Source organism: Sphingomonas sp. Leaf339, from assembly GCF_001426195.1.
Lineage (GTDB): Bacteria > Pseudomonadota > Alphaproteobacteria > Sphingomonadales > Sphingomonadaceae > Sphingomonas.
This window is the reverse complement of the sequence record NZ_LMRS01000012.1, coordinates 404,463-427,797: the sequence shown is the minus strand read 5'-3', so window position 1 is coordinate 427,797 and position 23,335 is coordinate 404,463. Positions and strand designations below refer to the sequence as shown.

Annotated in this window: 22 protein-coding genes; 9 read left to right on the top strand and 13 right to left on the bottom strand. The window is 65.7% G+C overall.

All coding sequences use genetic code 11. The features are described from left to right. Positions 1 to 38 precede the first annotated feature (38 nt). The 5 genes from ASG67_RS08765 to cobA are packed head-to-tail and all read right to left on the bottom strand — an operon-like array spanning position 39 to position 3,980. Positions 39 to 797 carry a phosphoadenylyl-sulfate reductase gene (locus ASG67_RS08765; RefSeq protein ID WP_056528426.1) on the bottom strand — a complete coding sequence of 253 codons (759 nt, stop codon included), beginning with the start codon at positions 795 to 797 and terminating at the stop codon, positions 39 to 41. Then, entirely contained in the window at positions 790 to 1,233 is a 444-nt protein-coding gene (locus ASG67_RS08760; protein WP_056528423.1) for a DUF934 domain-containing protein, read from the bottom strand. The genes ASG67_RS08765 and ASG67_RS08760 overlap by 8 nt, the downstream gene beginning before the upstream one ends. After that, complete coding sequence (locus tag ASG67_RS08755) at positions 1,226 to 2,851, bottom strand: nitrite/sulfite reductase (RefSeq protein ID WP_056528421.1); 1,626 nt, start codon at positions 2,849 to 2,851, stop codon at positions 1,226 to 1,228. The genes ASG67_RS08760 and ASG67_RS08755 overlap by 8 nt, the downstream gene beginning before the upstream one ends. 44 nt (positions 2,852 to 2,895) lie before the next feature. After that, positions 2,896 to 3,192: a DUF2849 domain-containing protein gene (locus ASG67_RS08750; RefSeq protein ID WP_056528418.1), complete on the bottom strand. Its 297-nt coding sequence runs from the start codon at positions 3,190 to 3,192 to the stop codon at positions 2,896 to 2,898. Then, entirely contained in the window at positions 3,189 to 3,980 is a 792-nt protein-coding gene (gene cobA, locus ASG67_RS08745; RefSeq protein ID WP_056528415.1) for a uroporphyrinogen-III C-methyltransferase, read from the bottom strand. The genes ASG67_RS08750 and cobA overlap by 4 nt, the downstream gene beginning before the upstream one ends. A 143-nt stretch (positions 3,981 to 4,123) precedes the next feature. Here cobA and ASG67_RS08740 point away from each other — a divergent pair, with 143 nt between their 5' ends. Then, positions 4,124 to 5,947, top strand: a complete 1,824-nt coding sequence (locus tag ASG67_RS08740; protein WP_056528412.1) for a DUF885 domain-containing protein — start codon at positions 4,124 to 4,126, stop codon at positions 5,945 to 5,947. A gap of 33 nt (positions 5,948 to 5,980) precedes the next feature. On the opposite strand, the gene ASG67_RS08735 is transcribed toward ASG67_RS08740, so the two are convergent. From ASG67_RS08735 to ASG67_RS08725, 3 genes are all read right to left on the bottom strand, one after another. Then, a complete protein-coding gene (locus ASG67_RS08735) occupies positions 5,981 to 6,655 on the bottom strand; it encodes a DUF2490 domain-containing protein (RefSeq protein ID WP_056529154.1) in 675 nt (224 codons plus the stop codon). 62 nt (positions 6,656 to 6,717) lie between these two features. Beyond that, on the bottom strand, positions 6,718 to 8,127 hold the full coding sequence (astD, locus tag ASG67_RS08730) for a succinylglutamate-semialdehyde dehydrogenase (protein ID WP_056528409.1): 1,410 nt from the start codon (positions 8,125 to 8,127) through the stop codon (positions 6,718 to 6,720). 34 nt (positions 8,128 to 8,161) lie between these two features. After that, complete coding sequence (locus tag ASG67_RS08725) at positions 8,162 to 9,520, bottom strand: protein adenylyltransferase SelO family protein (protein WP_056528406.1); 1,359 nt, start codon at positions 9,518 to 9,520, stop codon at positions 8,162 to 8,164. Positions 9,521 to 9,556: 36 nt separating this feature from the next. On the opposite strand from ASG67_RS08725, the gene ASG67_RS08720 reads away from it, so the two are divergent. The 3 genes from ASG67_RS08720 to ASG67_RS08710 all read left to right on the top strand — a co-directional run bounded on the left by ASG67_RS08720 (position 9,557) and on the right by ASG67_RS08710 (position 12,229). Further along, positions 9,557 to 10,414 carry an alpha/beta fold hydrolase gene (locus ASG67_RS08720; protein ID WP_056528403.1) on the top strand — a complete coding sequence of 286 codons (858 nt, stop codon included), beginning with the start codon at positions 9,557 to 9,559 and terminating at the stop codon, positions 10,412 to 10,414. A gap of 64 nt (positions 10,415 to 10,478) precedes the next feature. Continuing rightward, positions 10,479 to 11,588: a glycosidase gene (locus ASG67_RS08715; RefSeq protein ID WP_056528399.1), complete on the top strand. Its 1,110-nt coding sequence runs from the start codon at positions 10,479 to 10,481 to the stop codon at positions 11,586 to 11,588. A 68-nt stretch (positions 11,589 to 11,656) separates the two neighbouring features. Next, positions 11,657 to 12,229: a PEPxxWA-CTERM sorting domain-containing protein gene (locus tag ASG67_RS08710; RefSeq protein WP_056528396.1), complete on the top strand. Its 573-nt coding sequence runs from the start codon at positions 11,657 to 11,659 to the stop codon at positions 12,227 to 12,229. A 113-nt stretch (positions 12,230 to 12,342) separates the two neighbouring features. On the opposite strand, the gene ASG67_RS08705 is transcribed toward ASG67_RS08710, so the two are convergent. Then, positions 12,343 to 12,585, bottom strand: coding sequence for a hypothetical protein (locus tag ASG67_RS08705; RefSeq protein ID WP_056528392.1), 243 nt, complete (start codon positions 12,583 to 12,585; stop codon positions 12,343 to 12,345). Between the two features lie 104 nt (positions 12,586 to 12,689). Between ASG67_RS08705 and ASG67_RS08700 the strand changes: the two genes are divergently transcribed. From ASG67_RS08700 to ASG67_RS18830, 4 genes are all read left to right on the top strand, one after another. Then, positions 12,690 to 13,826, top strand: coding sequence for a glycosyltransferase family 4 protein (locus ASG67_RS08700; protein WP_056528389.1), 1,137 nt, complete (start codon positions 12,690 to 12,692; stop codon positions 13,824 to 13,826). Positions 13,827 to 13,911: 85 nt separating this feature from the next. Next, positions 13,912 to 15,315, top strand: coding sequence for an NAD(P)H-dependent flavin oxidoreductase (locus tag ASG67_RS08695; RefSeq protein ID WP_056528386.1), 1,404 nt, complete (start codon positions 13,912 to 13,914; stop codon positions 15,313 to 15,315). A 188-nt stretch (positions 15,316 to 15,503) separates the two neighbouring features. Then, positions 15,504 to 16,133: a DUF4893 domain-containing protein gene (locus tag ASG67_RS08690; protein ID WP_056528383.1), complete on the top strand. Its 630-nt coding sequence runs from the start codon at positions 15,504 to 15,506 to the stop codon at positions 16,131 to 16,133. Between the two features lie 98 nt (positions 16,134 to 16,231). Then, entirely contained in the window at positions 16,232 to 16,402 is a 171-nt protein-coding gene (locus ASG67_RS18830; RefSeq protein ID WP_156460719.1) for a hypothetical protein, read from the top strand. 81 nt (positions 16,403 to 16,483) lie between these two features. Here the strand turns inward: ASG67_RS18830 and ASG67_RS08685 are convergent, their stop codons facing one another. Then, positions 16,484 to 16,675 carry a YMGG-like glycine zipper-containing protein gene (locus ASG67_RS08685; RefSeq protein WP_056528380.1) on the bottom strand — a complete coding sequence of 64 codons (192 nt, stop codon included), beginning with the start codon at positions 16,673 to 16,675 and terminating at the stop codon, positions 16,484 to 16,486. A gap of 84 nt (positions 16,676 to 16,759) precedes the next feature. After that, positions 16,760 to 17,755 (bottom strand): 2-hydroxyacid dehydrogenase, encoded by a 996-nt coding sequence (locus ASG67_RS08680; protein ID WP_056528377.1) that lies wholly within the window; start codon positions 17,753 to 17,755, stop codon positions 16,760 to 16,762. Between the two features lie 90 nt (positions 17,756 to 17,845). On the opposite strand from ASG67_RS08680, the gene ASG67_RS08675 reads away from it, so the two are divergent. Beyond that, a complete protein-coding gene (locus ASG67_RS08675; RefSeq protein ID WP_056528374.1) occupies positions 17,846 to 18,349 on the top strand; it encodes an SH3 domain-containing protein in 504 nt (167 codons plus the stop codon). A 29-nt stretch (positions 18,350 to 18,378) separates the two neighbouring features. On the opposite strand, the gene ASG67_RS08670 is transcribed toward ASG67_RS08675, so the two are convergent. After that, positions 18,379 to 20,304, bottom strand: coding sequence for an alpha-L-fucosidase (locus ASG67_RS08670; protein WP_156460718.1), 1,926 nt, complete (start codon positions 20,302 to 20,304; stop codon positions 18,379 to 18,381). A gap of 103 nt (positions 20,305 to 20,407) precedes the next feature. Beyond that, entirely contained in the window at positions 20,408 to 23,176 is a 2,769-nt protein-coding gene (locus ASG67_RS08665; RefSeq protein ID WP_056528368.1) for a TonB-dependent receptor, read from the bottom strand. Positions 23,177 to 23,335 lie beyond the last annotated feature (159 nt).

Below are 23,335 nucleotides of genomic sequence, written 5' to 3'. Positions count from 1 at the left end.
GCACCCGCGTCGCCGGCGCCATGGTCAGACAAACAGGATCAGAAAATGGGGTCTTCGCCCGGCAAGGTGGAGACGTGAATGCCGCATTCCACCTTGTCCCAGCCACGCCAGCGACCCGAACGCGGGTCTTCGCCTGGCTGGACTTTCGTCGTGCAGGGGGCGCAGCCGATCGATAGATAGCCCTGCGCCTCCAACGGGTGGCGAGGCAGTTCGTGCTCGGTGAAATAGGCGTCGAGCATCGCCTTGTTCCAGTCGGCGAGCGGATTGATCTTTAGCCGGCCCTCGTCTTCCTCGAAACGGGGCAGGGCGATGCGGGTGCCGGACTGGAAGCCCTTACGGCCGGAAATCCATGCGTCGAACGGCGCCAGCGCGCGGCGCAACGGTTCGACCTTGCGCAGGTCGCAGCAGCCATCGGGATCATAGGACCAGCGCAGGCCGGTCTTGTCCTTCGCCGCCAGCAGGCGTGGATCGGGGCGGAAGACGCGCAGGTCGGTGAGGCCAAGCCGCTCCGACAGTTCGTCGCGATACGCCAGCGTTTCGCCGAACATCTTTTGCGTGTTGGTGAAGATCACCGGCACGTCGGGATCGACGCTGGCCACCATGTGCAGCAGCACCGCCGATTCCGCGCCGTACGACGAGACCGAGGCGATGCGGCCGGCCAGTTGGCCGGTCAGCAGATCGCGCAGCATCGCCGTCGCGGGCACACCTTCGTACCGCGCCTGAAACGCGGCGGCATCGGCGGCGGTGAAGGCGGGGGTGGTATCGATCGTGTCGATCCGGCGGGCGGCATCAGCCATGTCGCAGTTTCCAGACGGGGACGACGGCGTCGGCAGCGGCCTGATAGCGAAAATCATAGCGGTCGAGGCTGCGGCGCAAGGCCTCTGCATCGATTTCCGCCTGGGGGGCGAAGCTGTCGAAACCGCAGCGGCGCATCAACGGCAACTGATCAACCAGCACGTCTCCCTGAGCGCGCAGTTCGCCGGTGTACCCGGCCTCACGCAGGACACGTCCGGCGGAATAGCCACGACCGTCGCGGAAGGTCGGGAAGCTGACCTCCACCAGCGCGAGCCGGTCGAGATAGGGGAGCAGCGCGCGGGCATCCTCTCCCGCTTCCAGCCGGACGGCGGTGGCATTGGTCTGTTCGGCGAGAAACGCGTCGAGGGTGACGGCTGGTTCGTCGTGCGGTTCGTCATCGCGAAAACGCAGCGTGGTTTCGGTGGCGGACTCAACCATAGATCGCCTCCTTGAACGGCTGCATCCCGACGCGGCGATAGGTGTCGAGGAACCGCTCGCCCTCCTCGCGCAGGGCGACATAGGTATCGGTGGCGCGCTCGATCGCCTCGACCACGCCGTCCTCGTCGAAGCCGGGGCCGGTGATCTTGGCGAGCGATACGTCCTCGGCTCCCGATCCGCCGAACGAGAGCTGGTAATTCTCGGTGCCTTTCTTGTCGACGCCGAGGATGCCGATGTGACCGGCATGATGATGGCCACAGGCGTTGATGCAGCCGGATATCTTCAGCTTCAATTCGCCGAGGTCATGGCTGCGATTGGCGAAACGCACCGCGATCTTCTGCGCCAGCGGGATCGACCGGGCGTTGGCGAGGCTGCAATAATCGAGGCCCGGGCAGGCGATGATGTCGGTGATGAGGTCCAGATTTGCCTCGGCCAGCCCGGCGTCGGTCAGCTGCTGCCAGATCGTGTACAGGTCGGCCTTGCGGACATGCGGCAGGACGAGATTCTGGGCGTGGGTGACGCGCAGTTCGTCGAAGCTGTAACGCTCGGCCAGATCGGCGACGAGATCGATCTGTGCGGACGAGGCATCGCCGGGAATGCCGCCGACCGGCTTCAGGCTGACCGTGACGATCGCATGGCCCGGCTGTTTATGGGCGTGGACATTCTGGTCGAGCCACACGGCGAAATCGGGATCGCTGCGGTCGACCGTGTCGGGCACGTCCGTATCGAAGGCGGGCGGCGCGAACATCGCGGTGATGCGCGCGAGTTCGGCGGCGGGCGGATCGATGCCCAGCGCCTTTACCGCGAGAAATTCCTCCTCAACCTGACGGCGATATTCGTCGGCGCCGATCTCGTGGACGAGGATCTTGATCCGCGCCTTGTACATGTTGTCGCGGCGGCCATAGCGATTGTAGACGCGCAAGGCGGCTTCGAGATAGCTCATCAGGTCGTCGGCGGTGACGAAATCGCGGATCAGCGGCGCGATCATTGGCGTGCGGCCCATGCCGCCGCCGACATAGATGCGGCCGCCCAGTTCGCCGTCACGCTCCACCAGCTGGATGCCGATGTCGTGGAGCCGCATCGCCGCGCGATCCTCATCCGCCGCGATCACGCAGATTTTGAACTTGCGCGGCAGGTAGCTGAATTCGGGGTGGAAGGTGCTCCATTGCCGGATCAGCTCGGCCCAGGGGCGCGGGTCCGCGACCTCGTCGGCGGCGGCGCCGGCGAACTGATCGGACGAGATGTTGCGGATGCAGTTGCCGCTGGTCTGGATGGCGTGCATCTCGACCGTCGCGAGGCGAGCGAGGATATCGGGCGTATCCTCCAGCTTAATCCAGTTGAACTGGAGGTTCTGGCGCGTGGTGAAGTGGCCGTAATCGCGGTCGTAATCGCGGGCGATCGACGCCAACATCCGCATCTGGCGGCTGTCGAGCGTACCATAGGGGATCGCCACGCGCAGCATGTACGCGTGCAATTGGAGATACAGACCGTTCATCAGCCGCAACGGCTTGAACTGGTCCTCTGTCAGCTGGCCGGCAAGGCGGCGGGTGACCTGATCGCGGAATTCGTCGACGCGGGCATCGACGATCGACTGGTCGTACTGGTCGTATTTATACATGCTACCTCAATTCCCCGCCGTGCCGGCAAGGATGTATCGCGCGTTCATATTACCCAGCTTCCTGCCGCCGGATCGGCTGGCTTCAGCGTCAGATCGATGCGCACGGTCGGGCCGAGCGCGCGGATGCGGTCCTTGATATGGGCGGGCCGGGGGCCGTCGGCTGTCGACGTCGCGTCGATCACATAGGGGACGTTGACGCGCCTTGCGCCTTCCTCGGCCCGCGCGATCGCTTCACCCTGGTCGCCGACGTCGACGGCGTCCTCGATATGGCGCGACCAGCCGGAGCCGGTCCACCATGTCACGTCGCCGGTGGGCAAATCGTTGCCGGTCAGTATCTTCATGCCGCCGTCTCTTCCGCGATCCGGGCCCAGCGGGCAAGCTTGTCGACCGCGTCGGATAGTTCGACGACCTCGCCGACGACGATTACCGCCGGGCTGCCGACCTCCTCCCGCGTGACCATCGGACCGAGATCGGCGAGCAGCGTCTTCATCGCGCGCGATCCGGCCTGCGTGCCGCGTTCCAGCACGGCCACCGGCATGTCGGGCGCGACGCCGTCGGCCATCAGCTTGTCGGCAATGTCCGATGCGGTCGCGACGCCCATGTAGATCACCAGCGTGCGACCCTGCCCGGCGAGACCGGACCAGTCCTGATCGGCCAGGCCCTTGCACTGGCCCGCCACGAACGACACCGCGCTGGAATGATCGCGGTGGGTAAGCGGCAACATCGCCTCCGCCGCGCAACCGAGAGCCGCCGAGACGCCCGGGATCACCTCGACCCGCAGGCCCGCGGCGCGCACCGCCTCTACCTCTTCGCCACCACGGCCGAAGATGAACGGGTCGCCCCCCTTCAGCCGGATGACGATCGCGCCGGTCTTCACATGCGCGACGATCAGTGCGTTGATCGCTTCCTGCGGCAGCGTGTGGCGTGCGCGCTGCTTGCCGACCGAGATACGCTGGGCGCTGGCGGGGGCGAGATCGAGCACGCAGGGATCGATCAGGCCATCATGCACGACAATATCGGCGATCCTCATCGCCTCCACCGCGCGTACCGTCAGCAGGCCGGGATCGCCGGGCCCTGCACCGACGAGGATCACGCGACCGTGCGCGTGCGGATCAAGTAGCGTCGCCATGATGGTCAGATGGGGAAGGCACGGGCGCGGGGCCAGTCACCTTTGCTTGGGGTTACCGCTAGTCCTTCTTTCGCAGTGTCGTTTGTCGCGTTAGGCATTGGCATTCGCGTGGGTAATCCGACGCGCAACGAAAGTCCGAATCCATGCGCCTCTCCCTTGCCGTTGCCCTGTTGCTCGCCACCGCCACCGCCACCGCCGCCGCCCCGTCGTTCGGGCAGGCGCTGCCGCCGCCCGTGCCGATGCCCGGTGACGGGCCGGAGGACGCGCGGCTGAAGCGGTTGTTCTATGACAGCGACGAGCGTGATCTGAAGACGGGGCCGCTCGGCGCGATCGGGCGGGGCGACATGCGCTATGCCGACCAGTTCGGCGAGTATCTGACCGATGCACGGACCGCGCAGGACAAGGCGAATGTCGAGGCGGACCTGAAGGCATTGCAGGCGATCGACCGCGCGAAGCTGACCCCGACCGACCAGATCGCATATGATGTGTTCGGCAACGGGCTGGAAATCGCGCAGCGGGGTTTCACCCCGGCGGTGCTGAATGTCGACCGGTTGTTGCCGATCAGCCATTTCGGCGGCTTTCAGACGTTTTACCCCGATTTCGCGTCGGGCAAGGGCGCGGCGCCGTTCAAGACGGTGCTGGATTACGACAACAACCTGAAGCGTAACGCCGGCTATGCCGCGCTGTACGAGCGGGTGATCGCCCGTCTGCGCGAGGGTATGGCCAAGGGGGTGACGCAGCCGAAGCTAGTCGTCCGCAACCTGATTACGCAGTTCGACAACCTGCTGGCCGAGGGCGTCGAGAAATCGACCTTTTACGCGCCGGTCACGATGTTCCCCGCCAGCATCCCGGCGGCCGACCAGACGCGGTTGAAGGCGGCATATGCCGCGCAGATCCGTGACGTCATCAATCCGGCACACCAGCGGATGCGCGATTTCCTGGCGAAGGAATATCTGCCCAAGGCGCGTGACACGGTGGGCCTGTCGGCGTTGCCGGGTGGTGCGGCGCTTTATGCGTTTCGGATCGAGGAGAGCACCACCCTGCCACTGAAGGCGGAGGACGTGCACCAACTGGGCCTGTCGGAGGTCGCGCGGATCACCGCCGAGATGGAGGCGCAGAAGGCGAAGGTCGGTTTCAAGGGCACGCTGGCGCAGTTCTTTGATTATCTGCGCACCGACAAGAAGTTCCAGCCCGCCTCCGCCGATGCGCTGCGCACCGGGTACGAGGCGATCGGCAAGCGCATCGACGCGCGCGTTCGCGAGCAGTTCTCGCTGATCCCGAAGACGCCGCTGGAAATCCGCCCCGTCCCCGATTTCCGCGCCAAGAGCGACGCGGCGGGTTCGTACAACAGCGGCACGCCGGACGGGTCACGGCCGGGCATCTTCTATTACAACACTTATGACCTCCCCGCCCGCTATACCTGGGGCATGGAGACGCTGTACCTGCACGAGGCGGTGCCGGGACATCATTTCCAGATCAGTCTGGCGCAGGAGAATAAGGCGTTGCCGGCGTTCATGCGCTTTGGCGGCAATACGGCCTATGTCGAGGGTTGGGCGCTCTATGCCGAGACGCTGTGGCCCGATCTGGGCATGGAAACCGATCCATATCAGCGCATGGGTGGCCTGTCGGACGAGATGCTGCGCGCGATGCGGCTGGTGGTCGATACCGGGCTGCACGCCAAGGGGTGGAGCCGTGACAAGGCGATCGCGTACATGACCGCGAATTCACCGATGGGGCTGACCGACGCGACCGCCGAGGTGGAACGCTATATCGCGATCCCGGGGCAGGCACTGGCATACAAGATCGGCCAGTTGACCATCCTGAAGCTGAAGGCGCAGGCGAAGACGGCGCAGGGTACGGGCTTCGATCCGCGCGCTTTCCACGCCGAGGTGCTGGATACCGGCGCGCTGCCGATGCCGGTGCTGGAGAAGAAGATCGGCGACTGGATCGCCGCGAAGCCGAAGTGACAGGGTGCCGCCCCGGCATCGGCCGGGGCGGGATCAGTGGCGGATGAAGACGCTGATCGACGCGACGTGGATCATCTGCGTCCGCCCGGCGGGCTGGTTGATCGTCTGGTTCAGATAACCGAGTTCGGCAGTCGATTGGCCGAACAGGCTCACCTCGACGCCGGCGAAGGTGCGGACCTGATCGAAGCCATCGCGCACGCCCCAGTCGGTCGCGTTGAGCGCGACGAAGCCCTCCACCGATCCCAGCGCGCGGACCTTGCTGCCCTTGATCGGGAGTTCGTAACGCAGCATCTCGCGCAGGCGCCAGCCGGTGTCGTTGCCGTCGGATCGCCAGCGTTGTTCCATCCGGGTACGCGAAGTCAGTTCGCCTTTGGCGGTCGGCACGATCCAGCTTGCCTGCTGGAAACTGCGATCCTCGTTACGGTCGGGCGCGCCCTCGATTGGCAGGAAGACATGGGCATAGCCCTGGAACAGCGTCAGCCGTGGCGTCACGCGATATCCGATCGCCGGGCGGATGATCAGTTGATCGAGGTGCGACACGCCCTGGCCGATGCGCGGCTGGATCTCGGCGAAATAGACCAGCTTGCCGTCGATCGGCCCCTGCACGGTCAGGTTCAGCCAAACCTGTTCGTCCTGCGTGGTTTGCGCCGTCGCCGGTACGGGGAGGGTCAGGGCGGCGACGGTGGCGAGCAGAAGAAGATGGCGCATGGCGGCGCCCATGCCCCGACTGTCATCAATCTGTCACGATCAAACTGCCGCCGATTGGTCTTTCAGGCGTCGCGCAGTCCGATGCCGATCGTCGCGCGCGCCGCGTCCGCTTCGTTCGAGGCGACCGGATAGGCGCAGTAATCGGCGGCATAATAGGCGGAGGGGCGGTGGTTGCCCGACCGGCCGACACCGCCGAACGGGGCGTTGCTGGCGGCGCCGTTGGTCGGCCGGTTCCAGTTGACGATACCGGCGCGGACGTTGGCCCAGAACCGGTCGTAGAGCGCCGGCGTCTGGCTGATGAGCGAGGCGGACAGGCCGTAGCGGGTGTTGTTGGCCTCGGCGATGGCGGCGTCGAAATCGTCGCTGCGGATGACCTGCAATACGGGTCCGAACATTTCGACATCCGGGCGATCGGCGACGCCGGTAACGTCGATCATCGCCGGGCGCAGGAACGGCAGGGCGGCATCGGGGCGTTCCAGATGCCGGATCGGCCGGCCGCCGCGCATCAGCAGGTCCAGGAACCCCTCGGTCAACTGGTCGGCGGCCTCGTTGTCGATCACCGGGCCCATGAAGGGTTGTGGCGTATCGTGCGGGGCGCCGACGACCAGCCGGTCGATCAGCTTGTCCACCTCTGCGATCAGCGCGTCGTGCAGTCGGTCCTGCACGATCAGCCGCCGGGCGGCGGTGCAGCGCTGGCCGGCACTGGTGAAGGCGGACTGCACCACCAGCACGGCGGCGGTGTGGATATCGGGCGTATCCCAGACGACGATCGGGTTGTTGCCGCCCATCTCCAATGCCAGCATCTTTTCCGGCCGGTCGGCAAACAGGCGATTGAGCGCGAGGCCGGTGCGGGCCGACCCGGTGAAGAGCAGACCGTCGATCCCGCGATGTTCCGCCAGTGCGCGACCCTCGTCGGCGCCGCCGATCAACAACCGGACGCAGGCCTCCGGCACCCCGGCGGCGTGCAGGCAATCGACCAGGAATGCACCGGTGGCAGGTGTCTTTTCCGATGGTTTGAACACCACCGCATTGCCGGCGATCAGGGCGGGCACAATGTGGCCATTGGGCAGGTGCGCAGGGAAGTTGTACGGGCCGAGCACCGCCAGCACGCCGTGCGGCTTGTGACGAACGGCGATGCGCGTCCCCATCTGGCCGTCCATCCGCCGCTGCGCCGTGCGATCGGCATAGGCGGCGATCGAGATATCGACCTTGGCGATGACCGAATCGACCTCGGTCCGGGCTTCCCACACGGGCTTGCCGGTTTCGCGGGCGATCAGGTCGGCGAACGCCTCGTGGCGCTGCCGCACGACATTGGCGAAGCGGCGCATCGTTTCGATCCGGAAGGCGAGCGGCCTGGCCGCCCAATCTGCCCAGCCGGCGCGCGCGGCGGCCACCTCGTCATCGGCGTTGCCAATCGTCAGGCGCGCAAGTTCGGCGCCGGTCGCAGGTTCAAACGAGAGAAGCTCGGCCATCGCGTGTCTTTACCCTAAGTCTGGCGCTTGTCGATCACGCCAGCGCGGCGCCCATCCGGCGAATATGGGACAGTTTTTCGTGCAGAATCGACCAGTCGTCGGCAGCGGCGATCGGCGCCCAGATCGCCTCGACCTCGTCGATCAACATGCCGCAGGGTTCGCCCGACCAGTAGCCATCGTCGCGTGGTTTTCGCGGGCGATGCCCGGCGATTGCGGCGCGTACCGCCGCCCATGGCTCGCCATAATCGTCGGGCAGCGCACCACCGAACGCATCGAAGAAGAACCGGTCGATCGAATGGCCGGTGGTCCGCAGCGTCTGTTCGACAAGGCGCACGGTCGCCCGGTCGGTGACGTCGTCGACAGGCATCAGTCCGAGGCGCCAGAGCACCGCCGCCGCCAGATCCGCCTGAAAGCACGGCGCGAAACCGTCGAGCGCGGCGATCAGCGGGTCACTCTCGGCGATCAGGCGCAGCGAAGACGCCAGTTGCATCACGTCCCAGCCGATCGCCTCGGGCTGGCGGCCGAAGGCGTAGAGGCCCTGATGATCGAAATAGGCGGCGGTGAAGGCCGGGTCCCAGGTCGCGGCGAAGCGCCATGGCCCGTAATCGAAGCTCTCGCCCGTCACGTTGATGTTGTCGGAATTGAGCACGCCGTGGACGAAACCCGCCGCCATGTACCGCGCCGCCAGCCGCGCGGTGCGGCCGACGACCAGACCCAGCAGCCGCACCGGATCGTCGCCCGGCTCGTCATAGAGGTTCGTGAGGACATAGCGCACCAGCCGGCGCATATTCTCCTCGTCGCGGAGATAGGCCAGCCGCTGGAAGGTGCCGATGCGGACATGGCTATGGCTCAGCCGCACCATCACCGCCGAACGGGTGGGGGAGGGTTCGTCGCCGCGCGCCAGTTCCTCGCCCGTCTCGATCAGCGACAGGGTGCGCGAGGTGGGGACGTTCAGCGCCTCCAGCATCTCGGTGGCGAGGATTTCGCGGACGCCGCCCTTCAGGGTCAGGCGCCCATCGCCGAAGCGGCTCCACGGCGTCTGCCCCGATCCCTTGGTACCGAGGTCCATCAGCCGGCCGTCGCGGCCCCGCATCTGCGCGAAGGTGAAGCCGCGGCCGTCGCCGATATCGGGGTTATAGTTGCGGAACTGGTGGCCGTGATAACGCAGCGCCAGCGGTTGCGGCAGCGTGCCGGGCAGCGGACGGAACTCGCCGAAATGCGCCAGCCATTCGACATCGGTCAGCGTATCGAGGCCGACATCGGCCGCCGCGCGATCGGTGCGAAATCGTAGCGTCGTCTGGGGGAAATCAGCAGCGGTGACCGGATCGTAGAAATCGGGGCCGAGGGTCAGGAGGGTCTGTTCGGGGCGATATGCTTGCGGGGTGGATGCCATGCCGCGATATGGGTGTGGATCAACCCGGGACGCAACATGGCCGCTTATGCAAACATCCACTGGTGGTCGAATGATGGCATCCGCCTGCACGCTCGCGATTATCCGGGTGACCCGACAAAACTACCGTTGATCTGCCTGCCCGGCCTGACCCGCAACGCCCGCGACTTCGCGGCCTTTGCCGAGGCGCGGAGCGGCGACCGGCGGGTGATCGCGGTCGATTTCCGGGGGCGGGGAGAGAGTGGTTATGCCAAGGACCCGATGACTTACGTCCCGCTGACCTATGTGCAGGATGTCGAGGCGTTGCTGATCGATCAGGGCATCGGGCGGTTCGTGGCGGTCGGCACCTCGCTGGGCGGGATCGTCACGATGTTGCTGGCGGGGCCGGCGCGCGGGCGGCTGGCGGGGGCGTTGCTGAACGATATCGGGCCGGAGATCGAGTCGGCGGGGCTGCACCGGATTCGCGGTTATGTCGGCAAGGGATCGAGCTGCCCGACCTGGCTGCACGCCGCGCGGACGGTGCAGGAGAACAACGCCGATATCTATCCCGAATGGGAACTGGACCAGTGGCTGGGCATGGCCAAGCGGCTGTACCGGCTGACCGGCAATGGCCGCATCGTGCTGGATTACGACCTGCGCATCGCCGAGCCGATGCGCGTGCCCGGCGCGGAGACGGGGCCGGACATGTGGGGTGCGCTGGCGGGGCTGGTGGATATTCCCGTCCTGCTGGTGCGCGGCGAGGGATCGGATTTGCTCGGTGCGGCGACGGCGGTGCGGATGGCGGCGGCGCTGCCGCAGTCGGATCTCGCCGTCGTGCCGGGGGTGGGGCATGCGCCGATGCTGGACGAACCTGTGGCAGCGGCGGCGATCGATCGATGGCTGGCGCGGCTCGACTGAGCGTGGTGTGGACGGGCGGCCGATCCGCGCTGGCAATCTTTGATTATCCCGCCCAAAACACGGCATGAACTTCGATCAACTCGTCTTTACGCCGCGCGATCTCGATCTGGCGCGATCGCCGCTGGCCGGCAAGGTTGCGGCCGAAACCTACATCCTCGGCACCTTCAATCCCGGCCTGACGCGGCTCGCCAACGGCAATCTGTTGATGATGGTCCGGGTGGCCGAGGCCTTGCGGCGGCCGATCGTCGACGGGCATGTCCATGCGATCCGCTGGGCGGCGGATGGCTATCACCTCGATCCTTGGCCGCTACAACTGGTCGATACCGCCGATCCGCGCAAATTCATGATGCGCGGCGGCGGGTGGAAGGTGATGGCGCTGACCAGCCTGTCATGGCTGTTGCCGGTCGAACTGACGGCGGACGGGACGGCGGTGGTGGCGGTCCATTACGACCGGGCGATCGTGCCGGCGGCGGATTACCAATGCTATGGTGTCGAGGATGCGCGGATCAGCCGGGTCGGCGACCGGTATCTGATGACCACCTGCTCGGTCAGCCCGGAGCGCCATTCGACCACGCTATATTCCAGTCCTGATGCGATCGAGTGGACGTTGGAGGGGATCGTGCTCGATCACCAGAACAAGGACATGCTGATCTTCGAGGGGCAGATCGCCGGCAAATACTGGGCGCAGACGCGGCCCCTGGGCGATCTGTACTTCGCCTATCCGCCGGACAGTCCGTGGCGGGCGGGCCCGTCGATCAATCTGGCGTCGTCGCCGGATGCGCTGCACTGGAAACCGCATGACCGGCCGGGGATTCGGCCGCATGCCGGCACCGTGTCGACGGCGCGCATGGGTGGCGGGACGCCGCCGATCCTGACGGTGGACGGTTGGCTGACGCTGTGGCACGGGGTGGAGCCGTCGGGCGTCGTCGGTATCTATCGCACCTATTGGTCGATCCTGGACCGTAACGATCCATCGGTGACGATCCGTACGCAGCACGCGCCGCTGCTGGAACCCGCGCCGCATCTGATCGAGCCGCTCAAGGATTTGGTCTATCTGGACAATGTCGTCTTTACGACCGGGATCGTCGAGGCGGGCGATCATTATATCGTCGCCAGCGGCGAGGCCGATCTGGCGTGCCGCATCACCCACATCGGGACGGATGCCTTCGCCTGAGTAGCTTGAGCAGCGGCAGTCCGACCGGTAAAGCCGATGCCAGGAATTGTCGCTTGGGGGAGTGACCGATGCGGTGGTGGCTGGCGCTGGGTGCGTCATTGATGATGCTGGGCGCGGTGCCGGTGGCGGCAACCACGGTGGCGTCGGACGATGTCGGTTCGGTCTATCGCATGGCCGTCGATCGGACCGGCAGCGTGGTCGAGGACTGTGCGGCGCCTGCTGCTCGTAACACCGCCCTGTGTGGCGATGGATCGGCGGATGCCGATATCCTGTTCGTGAACGCCGACCGGACGCTGTCGATGCCGGCGCAGTCGTTCTCGCTTCTGGCCACCGGTGGCGCGCCGATGCGGCTGAGTGCCTATGACGCGACGGGCCGGCTGTTGGGCGTAGCAGAGGCCGATAACGATCGGATCGAATTGTCAGGGATCGGCCAGATCGCGCGGATCGCGGTGAGGCCGGCGGCGGTGCACGAGGCCGAGATCGGTGTCGATCGCCTGTCGCATTTACCGGAACCGGCGACTTGGGCGATGCTGATCGCCGGGTTCACGCTGATCGCCGCGGCGATCCGGCGGGTCATTCGGCGATCAGAGGCGCGATTCGAAGCGCGCATTCTGCGGATGACGGCGGGCGATGCCGCCTGATCGGATCAATCTCTTTCCGTCAGTCACAAAAAAAGCCGGCAAGTGCCAGCCATCTTGATCACCAGATAATAATACAACCGGCGGCCCAGACGACCGCCGGTTGTCCTGATCCCTTAGTTGCTGTCCGAATTATCGTCGTCGACGACCAGATAGATACCGCCAGCGATCACGGCGGCGGCCAGCACCAGGCCGACGATCGCGCCGGGTCCGGCGAGCTTGCTGTCACGCTTGGACGGTGCGGCGGCGCGAACGCTCGACTTCACCGAGAGCGACGATGCCGGATTGGCGGTTGCCGCCAGAACCGGAGAGGCAGTCAGCATCAGCGCGCTGGCGCCGGCAATCATGGACTTAATCATCGTCGTAATCTCCCAGTCAGATCAACTTACTGCATCGCAGCACATCTTGGTCGCGGTCGTCAAGTGATCGTGCAATTGTGGAGGTAACTGATTAACGGGGCGATATGACCGCGCCACTCTCCATCCTCCACCTTCACGCCTCCTTCGGAATGGGGGGCAAGGAGGCGCGCGCCGCCCGGTTGATGGCGGCCTGGGGACCGCGTGCGCGCCATGTCATCGTGTCCGCCAATCCCGAGTCGCTTGACGGGCGGACGATGATCGGACCCGGTGTTCAATATGAACTGGCGCAGAATGCGCCGCCGCTGGCCGGCAAACCATCGGTCGCGCGGTACGAGGCGATCGCGCGGCTGATGCGGCGGTCCGATCTGGTCCTGACCTATGGTTGGGGTGCGATCGACGGGGTGATGGCGCGCCGCGTGTTCGGCAAGGGCATGCCGCCGCTGATCCATCACGAGGATGGCTTTGGCGCGGAAGAGGCCGATGGCCTGAAGATCGAACGCAACATGTACCGCCGCGTCGCGCTGACCGCCGCGCAAGGACTGGTGGTGCCGTCGGAAGCGCTGGAGGGGATTGCGCTTGGCGCGTGGAAGCAGCCGCGCGACCGGGTCCACCGCATCGTCAGCGGCATCGCGACCGCACATTACTGGACGGACCCCGATCCAGCGGCAATTCCCGGCCTGACGCGCCGCGACGGTGAGGTATTGATCGGCGCGGTCGCGGCATTGCAGCCAGTGAAGAACCTGACTGCGCTGGTCCGCGCCGCCGGCGGTCTGTCCGGCCGGTTCCGGCTGGTGATCGTCGGCGAGGGGCCGGAACGTGCCGCGATCGAGGGCGCGGCGCGGGCGATGGGCATTGCCGAGCGACTGGTGATGCCGGGCTTCGTCGAGCGCCCCTATCGCTTCCTGCGGCAATTCGATCTCGTCGCGCTGTCGTCGCTGAGCGAGCAGTTTCCGACCAGCGTGGTCGAGGCGATGGCCGCCGGGCTGCCGGTTGCGGCGTTACCGGTCGGCGATCTGCGCCGGATGGTGTCGGCTGATAACGCCCCCTTCATCGCCGAATGGCCGACCGAGGTTCGCCTGCGCGATGTGATGCAGGCGCTGGTGAATGATGGTGCCTTGCGGGCGCAGGTCGGGGCGGCGAACCGGGCGAAGGCGGTGGCCGAGTATGACGAGGCGGTGATGATCGCGCGGTATCGCGATCTTTACGAGGGGGCGTTGGGGCGGCCCGGGGCGCTATCGTAGTGCGGCGATCTGCTCTATGTTTCGCTCGCACCGGGTCGTCCATCCGCTATAGAGCCGGTGTTTAGGCAAAAAGGGCTGTTTCCACGTGTTCAAAGGTCTGACTCCCATCAATTACGCCGGCCGCGAAGTGTGGCCGCTGGTGGAGGGTGGCAAGGGTGTCGCCGCGACCAATCACGCATCGGCCGGCGCCTGGGCTGCAGCGGGCGGCATCGGCACGGTGTCGGCGGTCAATGCGGACAGTTATGACCCCGACGGAAAGATCATCCCGCAAGTCTATCATGCGTTGACCCGGCGCGCGCGGCATGAGGAGCTGGTCGAATACGCAATCGCCGGCGCGGTTGAACAGGTTAAGCGCGCGCATGACATTGCCGGCGGCAAGGGCGCGATCAACATCAACGTGCTGTGGGAAATGGGCGGTGCGCCGCGCATCTTGCACGGCGTGCTGGAGCGGACGCGCGGGCTGGTGGCCGGCGTGACCTGTGGCGCGGGCATGCCCTACAAGCTGTCCGAGATCGCGGCATCATACGAGGTCGCCTATCTGCCGATCGTGTCATCGGGCCGGGCGTTCCGTGCGCTCTGGAAGCGGGCCTATCACAAGGCGCCCGAGTGGCTGGCGGCGGTGGTGTATGAGGATCCGTGGCTGGCGGGCGGGCATAACGGCTTGTCCAATGCCGAAGACCCGTTGAAGCCGCAGGACCCGTTTCCGCGGGTGAAGGCATTGCGCGATACGATGCGCGAAGGGGGCATTCCCGATACAACGCCGATCGTGATGGCCGGCGGCGTCTGGTATCTGCGCGACTGGAACGACTGGATCGACAATCCCGAACTGGGGACGATCGCGTTCCAGTACGGCACCCGGCCGCTGTTGACGCGCGAAAGCCCGATCCCCGATGGCTGGAAGAACAAGCTGATGGAGATCGAGGAGGGCGAGGTGCTGTTGCATCAATTCTCGCCCACCGGTTTCTATTCGTCGGCGGTGCTGAATCCGTTCCTGCGGTCACTGGTGGCGCGGTCGCAGCGGCAAATCGCATTTTCGACGCAGGAGGCGGGCGACCACATCTTCCAGCTCGACGTCGGCGTGAAGGGCAAGAATTTCTGGGTGACGCAGGGCGACCTGCTGCGTGCGCGGGAATGGTTCGGCCACGGCTTCACCGATGCGCTGAAGACGCCGGACAACACGCTGGTGTTCGTCAACCCATCGGAAAAGGCGGAAATCCGGAAGGATCAGGCGGATTGCATGGGCTGCCTTTCGCAGTGCCTGTTTTCCAGTTGGGCGGATACCGAGACGAATTCGACCGGCCGACTCGCTGACCCGCGCTCGTTCTGCATCCAGAAGACGTTGCAGGATATCGCGCATGGCGGCGACACCGACCAGAACCTGATGTTCGCCGGCCACTCCGCTTATAACTTCAAGCGTGATCCGTTCTATTCCAACGGCTTCGTGCCGTCCGTGAAGCAACTGGTCGATCGCATCCTGACCGGCGACTGATCGTCGGCACAGATGACGGCCGCGACATGTCGTCCGTGCCGGGCGATCCGTCGCGGCGTTAACCATTCGTTTACCTTCGGAGGCCATGCCTCCGAGGCAGGACGGGTCGCCCGGACCGGAACCGTCCGTCGACTTATCCCTTTCGCCCGGCCCGGTGCCGGCCGGATCAACGGGACGGGACGCTGGATATGACACGGACCATCATCGCCGGATTGATGCTGACACTGGCCGGTTGTGCCACCGATCGGACGCCGCCCCCGACCGTCACGATGGGACCACCGCCGCCGGCATGGCGCATGGCGATCGTGGCGGACGACGTCGATCGGATCGAGCAGTTGTCCGGTGCCTGGGCCACCGCGCGCGGACGGTTGGGGCGACGTGCGGCCACGACGATCAAGATCGAGGGTGATCTGCTGCGCGCCGATGCCGCCCTGCCGCATCCGGCGCTGCCGCCGGGTTCTTACAAATGCCGGCTCGTCACGATGGCGCGGATCGCGGTGCGAAAGACGGGTTCGTTCTTCTGCTATGTCGGCGACGAGGTGGGCGATCGGATCAGCTTCACCAAGCAGACCGGCCCGACCTTGTTGGGCGGCTGGCTGTATCCGGATGGTGACCGGTATGTCTTCATGGGAACGCGGCAACAGCGACCGGGCAATGCCGCGCTCGGCTATGGCACCGATCGGGCGCGGGATCGGGTCGGCGTGGTGGAGCGGATCGGCCCGTTCCGCTGGCGGCTGGCGATGCCGGGCGATGCGTTCGAGGTGTACGAACTGACGCCTGTGCCGGTCGAACAGCAGGGCGCGACCAACAAGAGCTGACGACAGATTGCGACAGATGTTGCCGGCCCGCAACGGTGGCGACAAACCGCGGCAATCCACGGGGCCGACAGCCGACCTGCCCCGATGGAGTAGTGCCGATGACGTCCGATCCAGACTGCCAATATCATGCCGATCGCGCTCGTACCGAAGCCGTTCGGGCGATCGAAGCAGGTTCATCCACGGTTGCGGCCATCCATCAGGAGTTATGCCTGCATTATTGCGGACGCGTGATCGCGGCGATGTCGCTGACGGCGGCGCGGGGCGGCTGACCTGAAGCATTGGGGGGACGAAGCAAAGGGCGGCGCGGGATGTCTCCCGTGCCGCCCTTCGCATTTGCCGATCGGCGTAGGTCAGTCGACGACAGTACCCACGACGGCGCCGGCGGTGCCCCCGACGGCCGCACCCTTGCCGACATCCTTGCCGGTCACGGCCGCGACACCGGCGCCGCCAGCGCCGCCGATCGCCGCGCCGCGCAGCGTCGAGCACGCCGACATCGACATGGCGGCGGCGACAAGCATGGACGACATAACAATCTTCTTCATGATGGATACTCCTGTTGGTCCCGGGGGATGCCCGACAGAAATCCGATCAAACTCAATCGTTCCAACCGTTTCGGGGTCGAAATCTTAGGCCCAACCCTCGAGCACCTGATCGGGCGGGCGATGGCCGTCCGCCCACATGCGGATGTTCTGAATGACCTTTTCACCACTGGCCACCCGGCCCTCGAACGTGGCGGAGCCCATATGCGGGGTCATGACGACATGGGGCAGGGCGAGCAGACGCGGGTCGATACGCGGTTCGTGCTCCCATACGTCGAGGCCCGCGCCCGCCAGCCGTTTGTCTTCCAGTGCGTCGACCAGCGCTTCTTCGTCGACGATGCCGCCGCGACTGGCGTTGATGAGATAGACGTGCGGGCGCATCAGGGCGATGCGACGCCGGTCGATCAGCATCCGACTGTCGTCGTTCAGCGGCGTATGCACCGTGACGATGTCGGCGGTGCGAAGCAGATCGTCGAGATCGGCATGCCAGGTCGCCGCCAGCTCCTGTTCCAGCACGGCGGGCAGCCGATGGCGATTGTGATAATGGATGGAGAGGCCGAAAGCGCGGGCACGCGCCGCCACCGCCTGGCCGATCCGCCCCATGCCGACGATGCCCAGCGCCTTGCCGCCGATACGGTGGCCGAGCATCCCGCCCGGGCTCCAGCCATGCCATTCACCGGAGCGGACGAGCTTCTCCCCCTCCGCCAGACGGCGCGGCACGGACAGGATCAGCGCCATCGTCATGTCGGCGGTATCGTCGGTCAGGACGCCGGGGGTGTTGGTGACGATGATGCCGCGCGCGCGGGCGGCACGCAGGTCGATATGGTTCACGCCGGCCCCGAAATTGGCGATCAGTTTCAGCGAAGGCGCGGCCGCGATCAGTTCGGCATCGATCGCATCGGTGACGGTGGGGACCAGCACGTCGCATTCCGCGACCGCCGCGTGCAGGGTGTCGCGCGACAACCGCGTGTCGCCGCGATACAGCCGCGCATCGAACAGTGCCGCGATCCGGTCCATCACCTGATCGGGCAATTCGCGGGTGACGACCACCCGGGGGTGGGAGCAGCGACGCGTATCGGGCATGATAAGGACTTGGCGGAGCGCGCCGGACGCGTCAACGGGCGTTGATCGCTTGCCTGCGTCGTGTCGGGACGGGCAACAGGGGAACAGTTCATGCGTATCGCGGGCATCGCCCTCATCATCATCACCACCGCCGCAGCGGCCGCAATCAGTTCGGCGGCACCGGCGTCCGCCCAGACGGCGAAGCAGGCGCCACCCTATTGGCGGTCGATCGGGCCGGGCCGGGCGCTGACGCGGACGGGACCGGCGCGCACCTATCCGGCCAGCTGGGTGTACCAACGGCGCGACCTGCCGGTGCGGGTTGTCGCGGTGTTCAAGGAATGGCGCAAGGTGCAGGACCCCGACGGGGCCGAGGGTTGGATGCTGATGAACCTGTTGCGCTCGACGCGCACCGCCGTCGTCCGTGGGACGGAGCCGGCGGAGATGCGCGAGCGGCCGGAGGCGGGCGCGCCGCTGGCCTGGCGGGCGGCGCCGGGCGTGGTCGGGCGGATCGACCATTGCGGCAATGGCTGGTGCCGGCTGGACGTGGAAGGGAAGGCCGGCTTCGTCGAAGTCAGCGATCTGTGGGGCGTGGAGTCTACCGAGGTTCTGCCTTGAGGTTGTCCCCGGCGTTCGCCGGGGACCTGTCAGCCGCGGGTGAAAGCGCCGATATCCGCGATCGCCATCTTTGCCGCTGGCAGCGCGGTGGTGGCGAAGGAAAGGCGTAGATAGCGGACCGAGCGGGGCGTGGTGAACGGCACCCGCTGCGTCGCCAGGGCATAGGCGATGTTGGGAAACTCGCCCTCGCCAGCGGCGATCCAAGTCGTGCCGTCGGTGCTGGTTTCGGCGCGATAGCCGCGTGGCGGGGCGGTGTCCTTTTCCGGGTGGCGCGCCGGCGTCAGGCTGAAGCCTGCCAAGTCGAATGCCTCGCGCAGATCGAGCGTCACGCTGACCGGAGTGGCGGTGGGCGCGGGTACGGTCCAGACGGTCGATACGTCGTTGTCTAGCATGACATTGGCGCCGGGTGCCGTGGCGGTAACGACCCGCCAGTTACGTGGCGACAGGACTGTCAGGTCACTGGAGGCGGGCGGTGCGACGTCGATCGGCGCGACCGAGCGGAACAGCGACACCTCGCTGATCGCCGGGCAGGCGGGCGCATCCAGGATGACCAGGCGGACGCGCCGCGCGGCGATGGGGGCGGGCAGGCGGATGATCCGCTGGGCACCGATGCACTCGTGCGTCGCCAGCCGCTGCCACTGGCCGCCGATCTCTGCCTCCACCGCGAAGCGCGTCACGCGGACGCCGAGCGCCAGATATTCGCGCAGGCGGATCAGGTCGAAGCTGCGATTGGGCGGCAGGTCCAGCGTCAGCGTCGGGGTGGTGACGCCATCGGGCGCCGACCAATAGGTTTCGCGGTCGTTGTCGAGCACCTTCGACGCGGCGAAGGCGGGACCGCGGACATGGCTGGCGCTGGCCACCGCACCCTGTGCCAGATCAGTCGCGAAGCTGGCGCGGATCGCGTCGCCGAACGACTTCAGGACCGCGACGTCGTGGTTGGCGATCCGGCCGCGCCGGTCGGGCGGCAGGTTCAGGTGCATGTTGGTGCCGCGTGCGACCGATTCGTCGAAGAAGCGGATCAGGCGGGCGGGGCTTTTCACCTTGGCATCCTCGTCGGCGTGGTAGAACCAGCCGGGACGGATCGACGTGTTGGTTTCCGCCGGCCACCACAGCGGCGCGCCGCGCACGCCGGAATTACCCTCCGACTGGACATAGGGGTGGTTAGGCATCGTCGGCCAGCACGGGTCGCCCGCGATCCCGTCCTCATTGCCGACCCAGCGGATGTCCGCGCCGAGCGGATCGAAGGTGCAGGCCATCGGCTGATGCTTGTGGACCAGCGCGATCAGCTCGGGCCATTTGTAATAGGCCGGCGCATCGATCTTCCGAGTCTCGCGCGCGCCGCCATAATAGCCGTCGCCGCCATTCGCGCCGTCGAACCAGAATTCGAACAGCTCGCCGTACCGCGTGCAAAGCTCGACGATCTGCGCGCGGAAGTAGTCGATATAGCCCTGCCGGCCATATTCCGGATGATTGCGGTCCCAGGGCGACAGGTACAGCCCGAACGACAGGCCCGCACGGCGCGCGGCGCGCTCGATCTCGCCGACGATATCGCCCTTGCCGCCCTTGTAGGGGGCGTTGCGGATGCAATGTTCGGTCAGCCTGGTCGGCCAGAGGCAGAAGCCGTCATGATGCTTGGCGGTCAGGACGATCCCCGTCATCCCGCCCGCCCTCGCCGCCGCGACAATCTGGTCCGGGTCGAAATCGGTCGGGTTGAACAAGTCGGGGCTCTCGTCCCCATAACCCCATTCGCGGCCGGTGAACGTGTTGATCGAGAAATGGATGAACGCGTACCGCTCGCGTCGGTGCCAGACCAGCTGCCGCTTGGAGGGCGTGGCACCCCACGGCGCCGGGGTGCCGGATGGAGTCGCAGGCTTCGCCAACGTCGGAGCAGCGGTGACGGCCAGGCCGGACGCGATGCCCGATGAGATCAGCGTGCGGCGGGTGAGGTCGTTCACGGTCATGCTCCGTATGCGGCGGCTTAATGAGGGAGGCTGTAACGACAACAACCCCGGCACGCGAATGCCGGGGTTGCTAAAATCGACGACCTGTTGAGGTCGCTTACAGGCGGAACGAGACGTTGGCCGCCAGCGTCCGGCCGTTTTTGTAGAAGGCGGTCGGACGATCACGGGTGGTGTTGTACTGTAGATACGTCTCGTCGAGCAGGTTCTGCGCGTTGACCGTCAGCGTGATCTGCGGCGTGATGTTGAAGCCGGCCGAGAAATCGAGCTGGTTATACGGCGCCACCATTTCGTTCGAGCCGAGGCGGCCGATCGTGCGGAAATAGGAGGTGCGATAATTGTAGCTGAGGCGCGCCTGGAACGGCCCACTCTCGAAATACGGGATCACGTTGACCGTGTGCTTCGACAGATACGGCAGGTTGAGCTCCGCGCCGGTGGTATCGACCGACGAGGTGCTGCTGTCCTGATACGTGTAGTTGGCCTGAAGACCGAAGCCGCCCCAGATCTCGCTCTGCGCCGAGATCAGCGCGCCGTTGACCTTCGCCTTGCCGCCATTGATCGGCTGATTGACGTTATAGGTCGTTAGCCGGTTCTGGAGCGAGTTGAAGAACACCGTGTTGGTGCGCGTGTTGATGATGTAGTTCGAGATTTCGCGGCGGAACAGTTCGACCGCGATCAGCGAACCGGCGCGCGGATACCATTCCGCGGTCACTTCGTAGTTGGTCGATGCGTACGGCTTCAGGTTCGGATTGCCGCCACCGCCGTCGAGCGTCACGTCGTTCAGCGAGGTCGCCGCCGCCAGATCCTGATAGCGCGGACGTGAGATAACCTTCGCCGCTGCACCACGGATGATGATTTCCGGCGTGACCGAATAGGCGATGTTCAGGCTGGGCAGGAACTTCAGATAGTCGGTGGTGACGCGCGTCGGCACCGGCTGCGGGTTCACCGTGTTGCTCAGCGTCGTCGCATAGTTCGAGATGTCGCGTGTGTAGACGAGACGACCACCGATGTTGCCGCGGATGCCGCTCTGGTCGAAGTTCAGCTGGGCATAGCTGGCCGCGACGGTTTCCTTCACGCGGGTCGATGCGCCGATCTTGGTGACGAGCGGCGAGTTGATCGCGTTCGCCAGGATGTCGATCACTGCTTGCTCGGGCAGGTTGAGATATTTGGTGGCCGAACCGGTGCCACCGCTGCCGTCGAACGTGCCGTCCGGCGTGGTCAGCGTGTCGACGCCCAGCTGCGAACCCAGCAGCGAGGTGCGTAGATAGGTGTTGATACCACGCGCATCGATGCGGTTGACGTGATCCGTGACGCGGCTGCCGACGAGCAACTGGGTGAACGGACCAAATTCGAACGGGATCACCGCGTCGTAACCACCGAAGATGTCGCGATCGGTCGTGACACTGTAATCGAGACCACCGATCTGCGCGGCGTTGAGCTGCGTGCCACCAACGATGACCGGGCGGCCCTCGATCTGGGCATCGTTGTTGTTCGGGTTGGTGAAGTAGTTCGCCGGGTTGGTCAGGTCGCCGGTGAAGTTCACGTCGGCCGAGGTGCCGGTGAAGGCATAGCTGAACGGCAGCTTCGTCTGCACGTTGAACAGATATTCGGGGTTGCGGCCGCCGGTCGCCTTGCTCCAGCCGCCAGCGAACGACACCTTGGCGTCGTTGTCGCCTTCCCAGTCGGCGAAGAAGTTGACGTTGTCCGTCTTCAGCTTGGTCTTGCGGACCAGCGTGTCGAGCTGCGCGCTCTGGTTGGGCGCGGCGGCGAACGAGGCGGAGTTGACCACGCCGTTGCTGACATTGGCAGTCTGCAGCACGCTGCCGGTCCAGGCGACCGGGATGGTGTACATCGACTGACTATAGTTGTTGTAGTTGCCGTCGATGTGCAGCGCGTTCAACGTGAACGTCAGGTCGCTGGACGGGCGGAACTGCGCCGTGCCGGTGTAGCTCTTGCGCTCACGGGTCTGCTGGAAATAGGCGTAGTTGATGCCGAACGGAGCGACCGCTGCGATCAGGTCGTTCTTCGTGCCGCCGGTGACGGTGGCGTTCGGGTTGAGCAGGATGCCCTGGCCGGCGCTGTCGCGACGGACGGTGCCGTCGCTGTTCTTCTGGAAGAAGTCCGCACCGCTCTGGTAGCCGAAGAACTCAACGCCAGCGCGGGTCAGGTTCTGCTTGTCATAGGTGACGGCACCGAGGATGCCGAACGTCTCGCTCGCATTCTTCCAGCTATAGAGGCCGGAGGCGCGGACATTGCCCTTTTCGGAGCGGTCGTTGTACGAATAGCCACCTGATGCGAAGATCGAGTTGGCCTTCAGTTCCAGCGGGCGGCGAGTGCGGACGATCACGGTGCCGCCGATGCTGCCTTCCTCGATGCGCGGCTCGGGCGATTTGTATACTTCCAGGCGGTCAACCAGCTCAGGCGCCAGCAGTGAATAGTTGAAGGTACGGCTGGACGGATCGTTGTCGTTGCCGCCCCAATCGGCCGATGCGAGCGCATGGCCGTCAAGCAGCATCCGGTTCAGCGCGGGATCGGTGCCGAGGATGGCGACCTTCTCACCTTCGCCGAAGCGACGGTCAATGCTGACGCCCGGAATGTGCGAGAGCGATTCCGCGACGTTGCGGTCGGGGAACTTGCCGACGTCTTCCGCGGTGATGACGTCCACGACGGCATTCGCGTTGCGCTTGACGTTGATGGCTTCGCGAAGGCTGCCGCGATAACCGGTGACGAGGATCTCGCTGTCGTCGGCATCACCGCTGGCGGCGGTGGTTCCCGTCTGCTGCGGTGCGGGTGTCGCATCCTGCGCATGGGCCACATTGGCGAACCCGGTAAGGGCAGTGCTGACGAGAATCATGTGTCGCAGGCGCATAACCATTCCCCAATGCGAAGGCGCGCCCAGCTGCACGCTCGCCCCTAAAACCTTACTGTCGGATGCTGACGACAGACCCGGCGACGGACGATTCTCGAGTGTCTCTTATCGTCACCATTTGGTATACATTACATAACCAATACATATCAAAGACGCTAC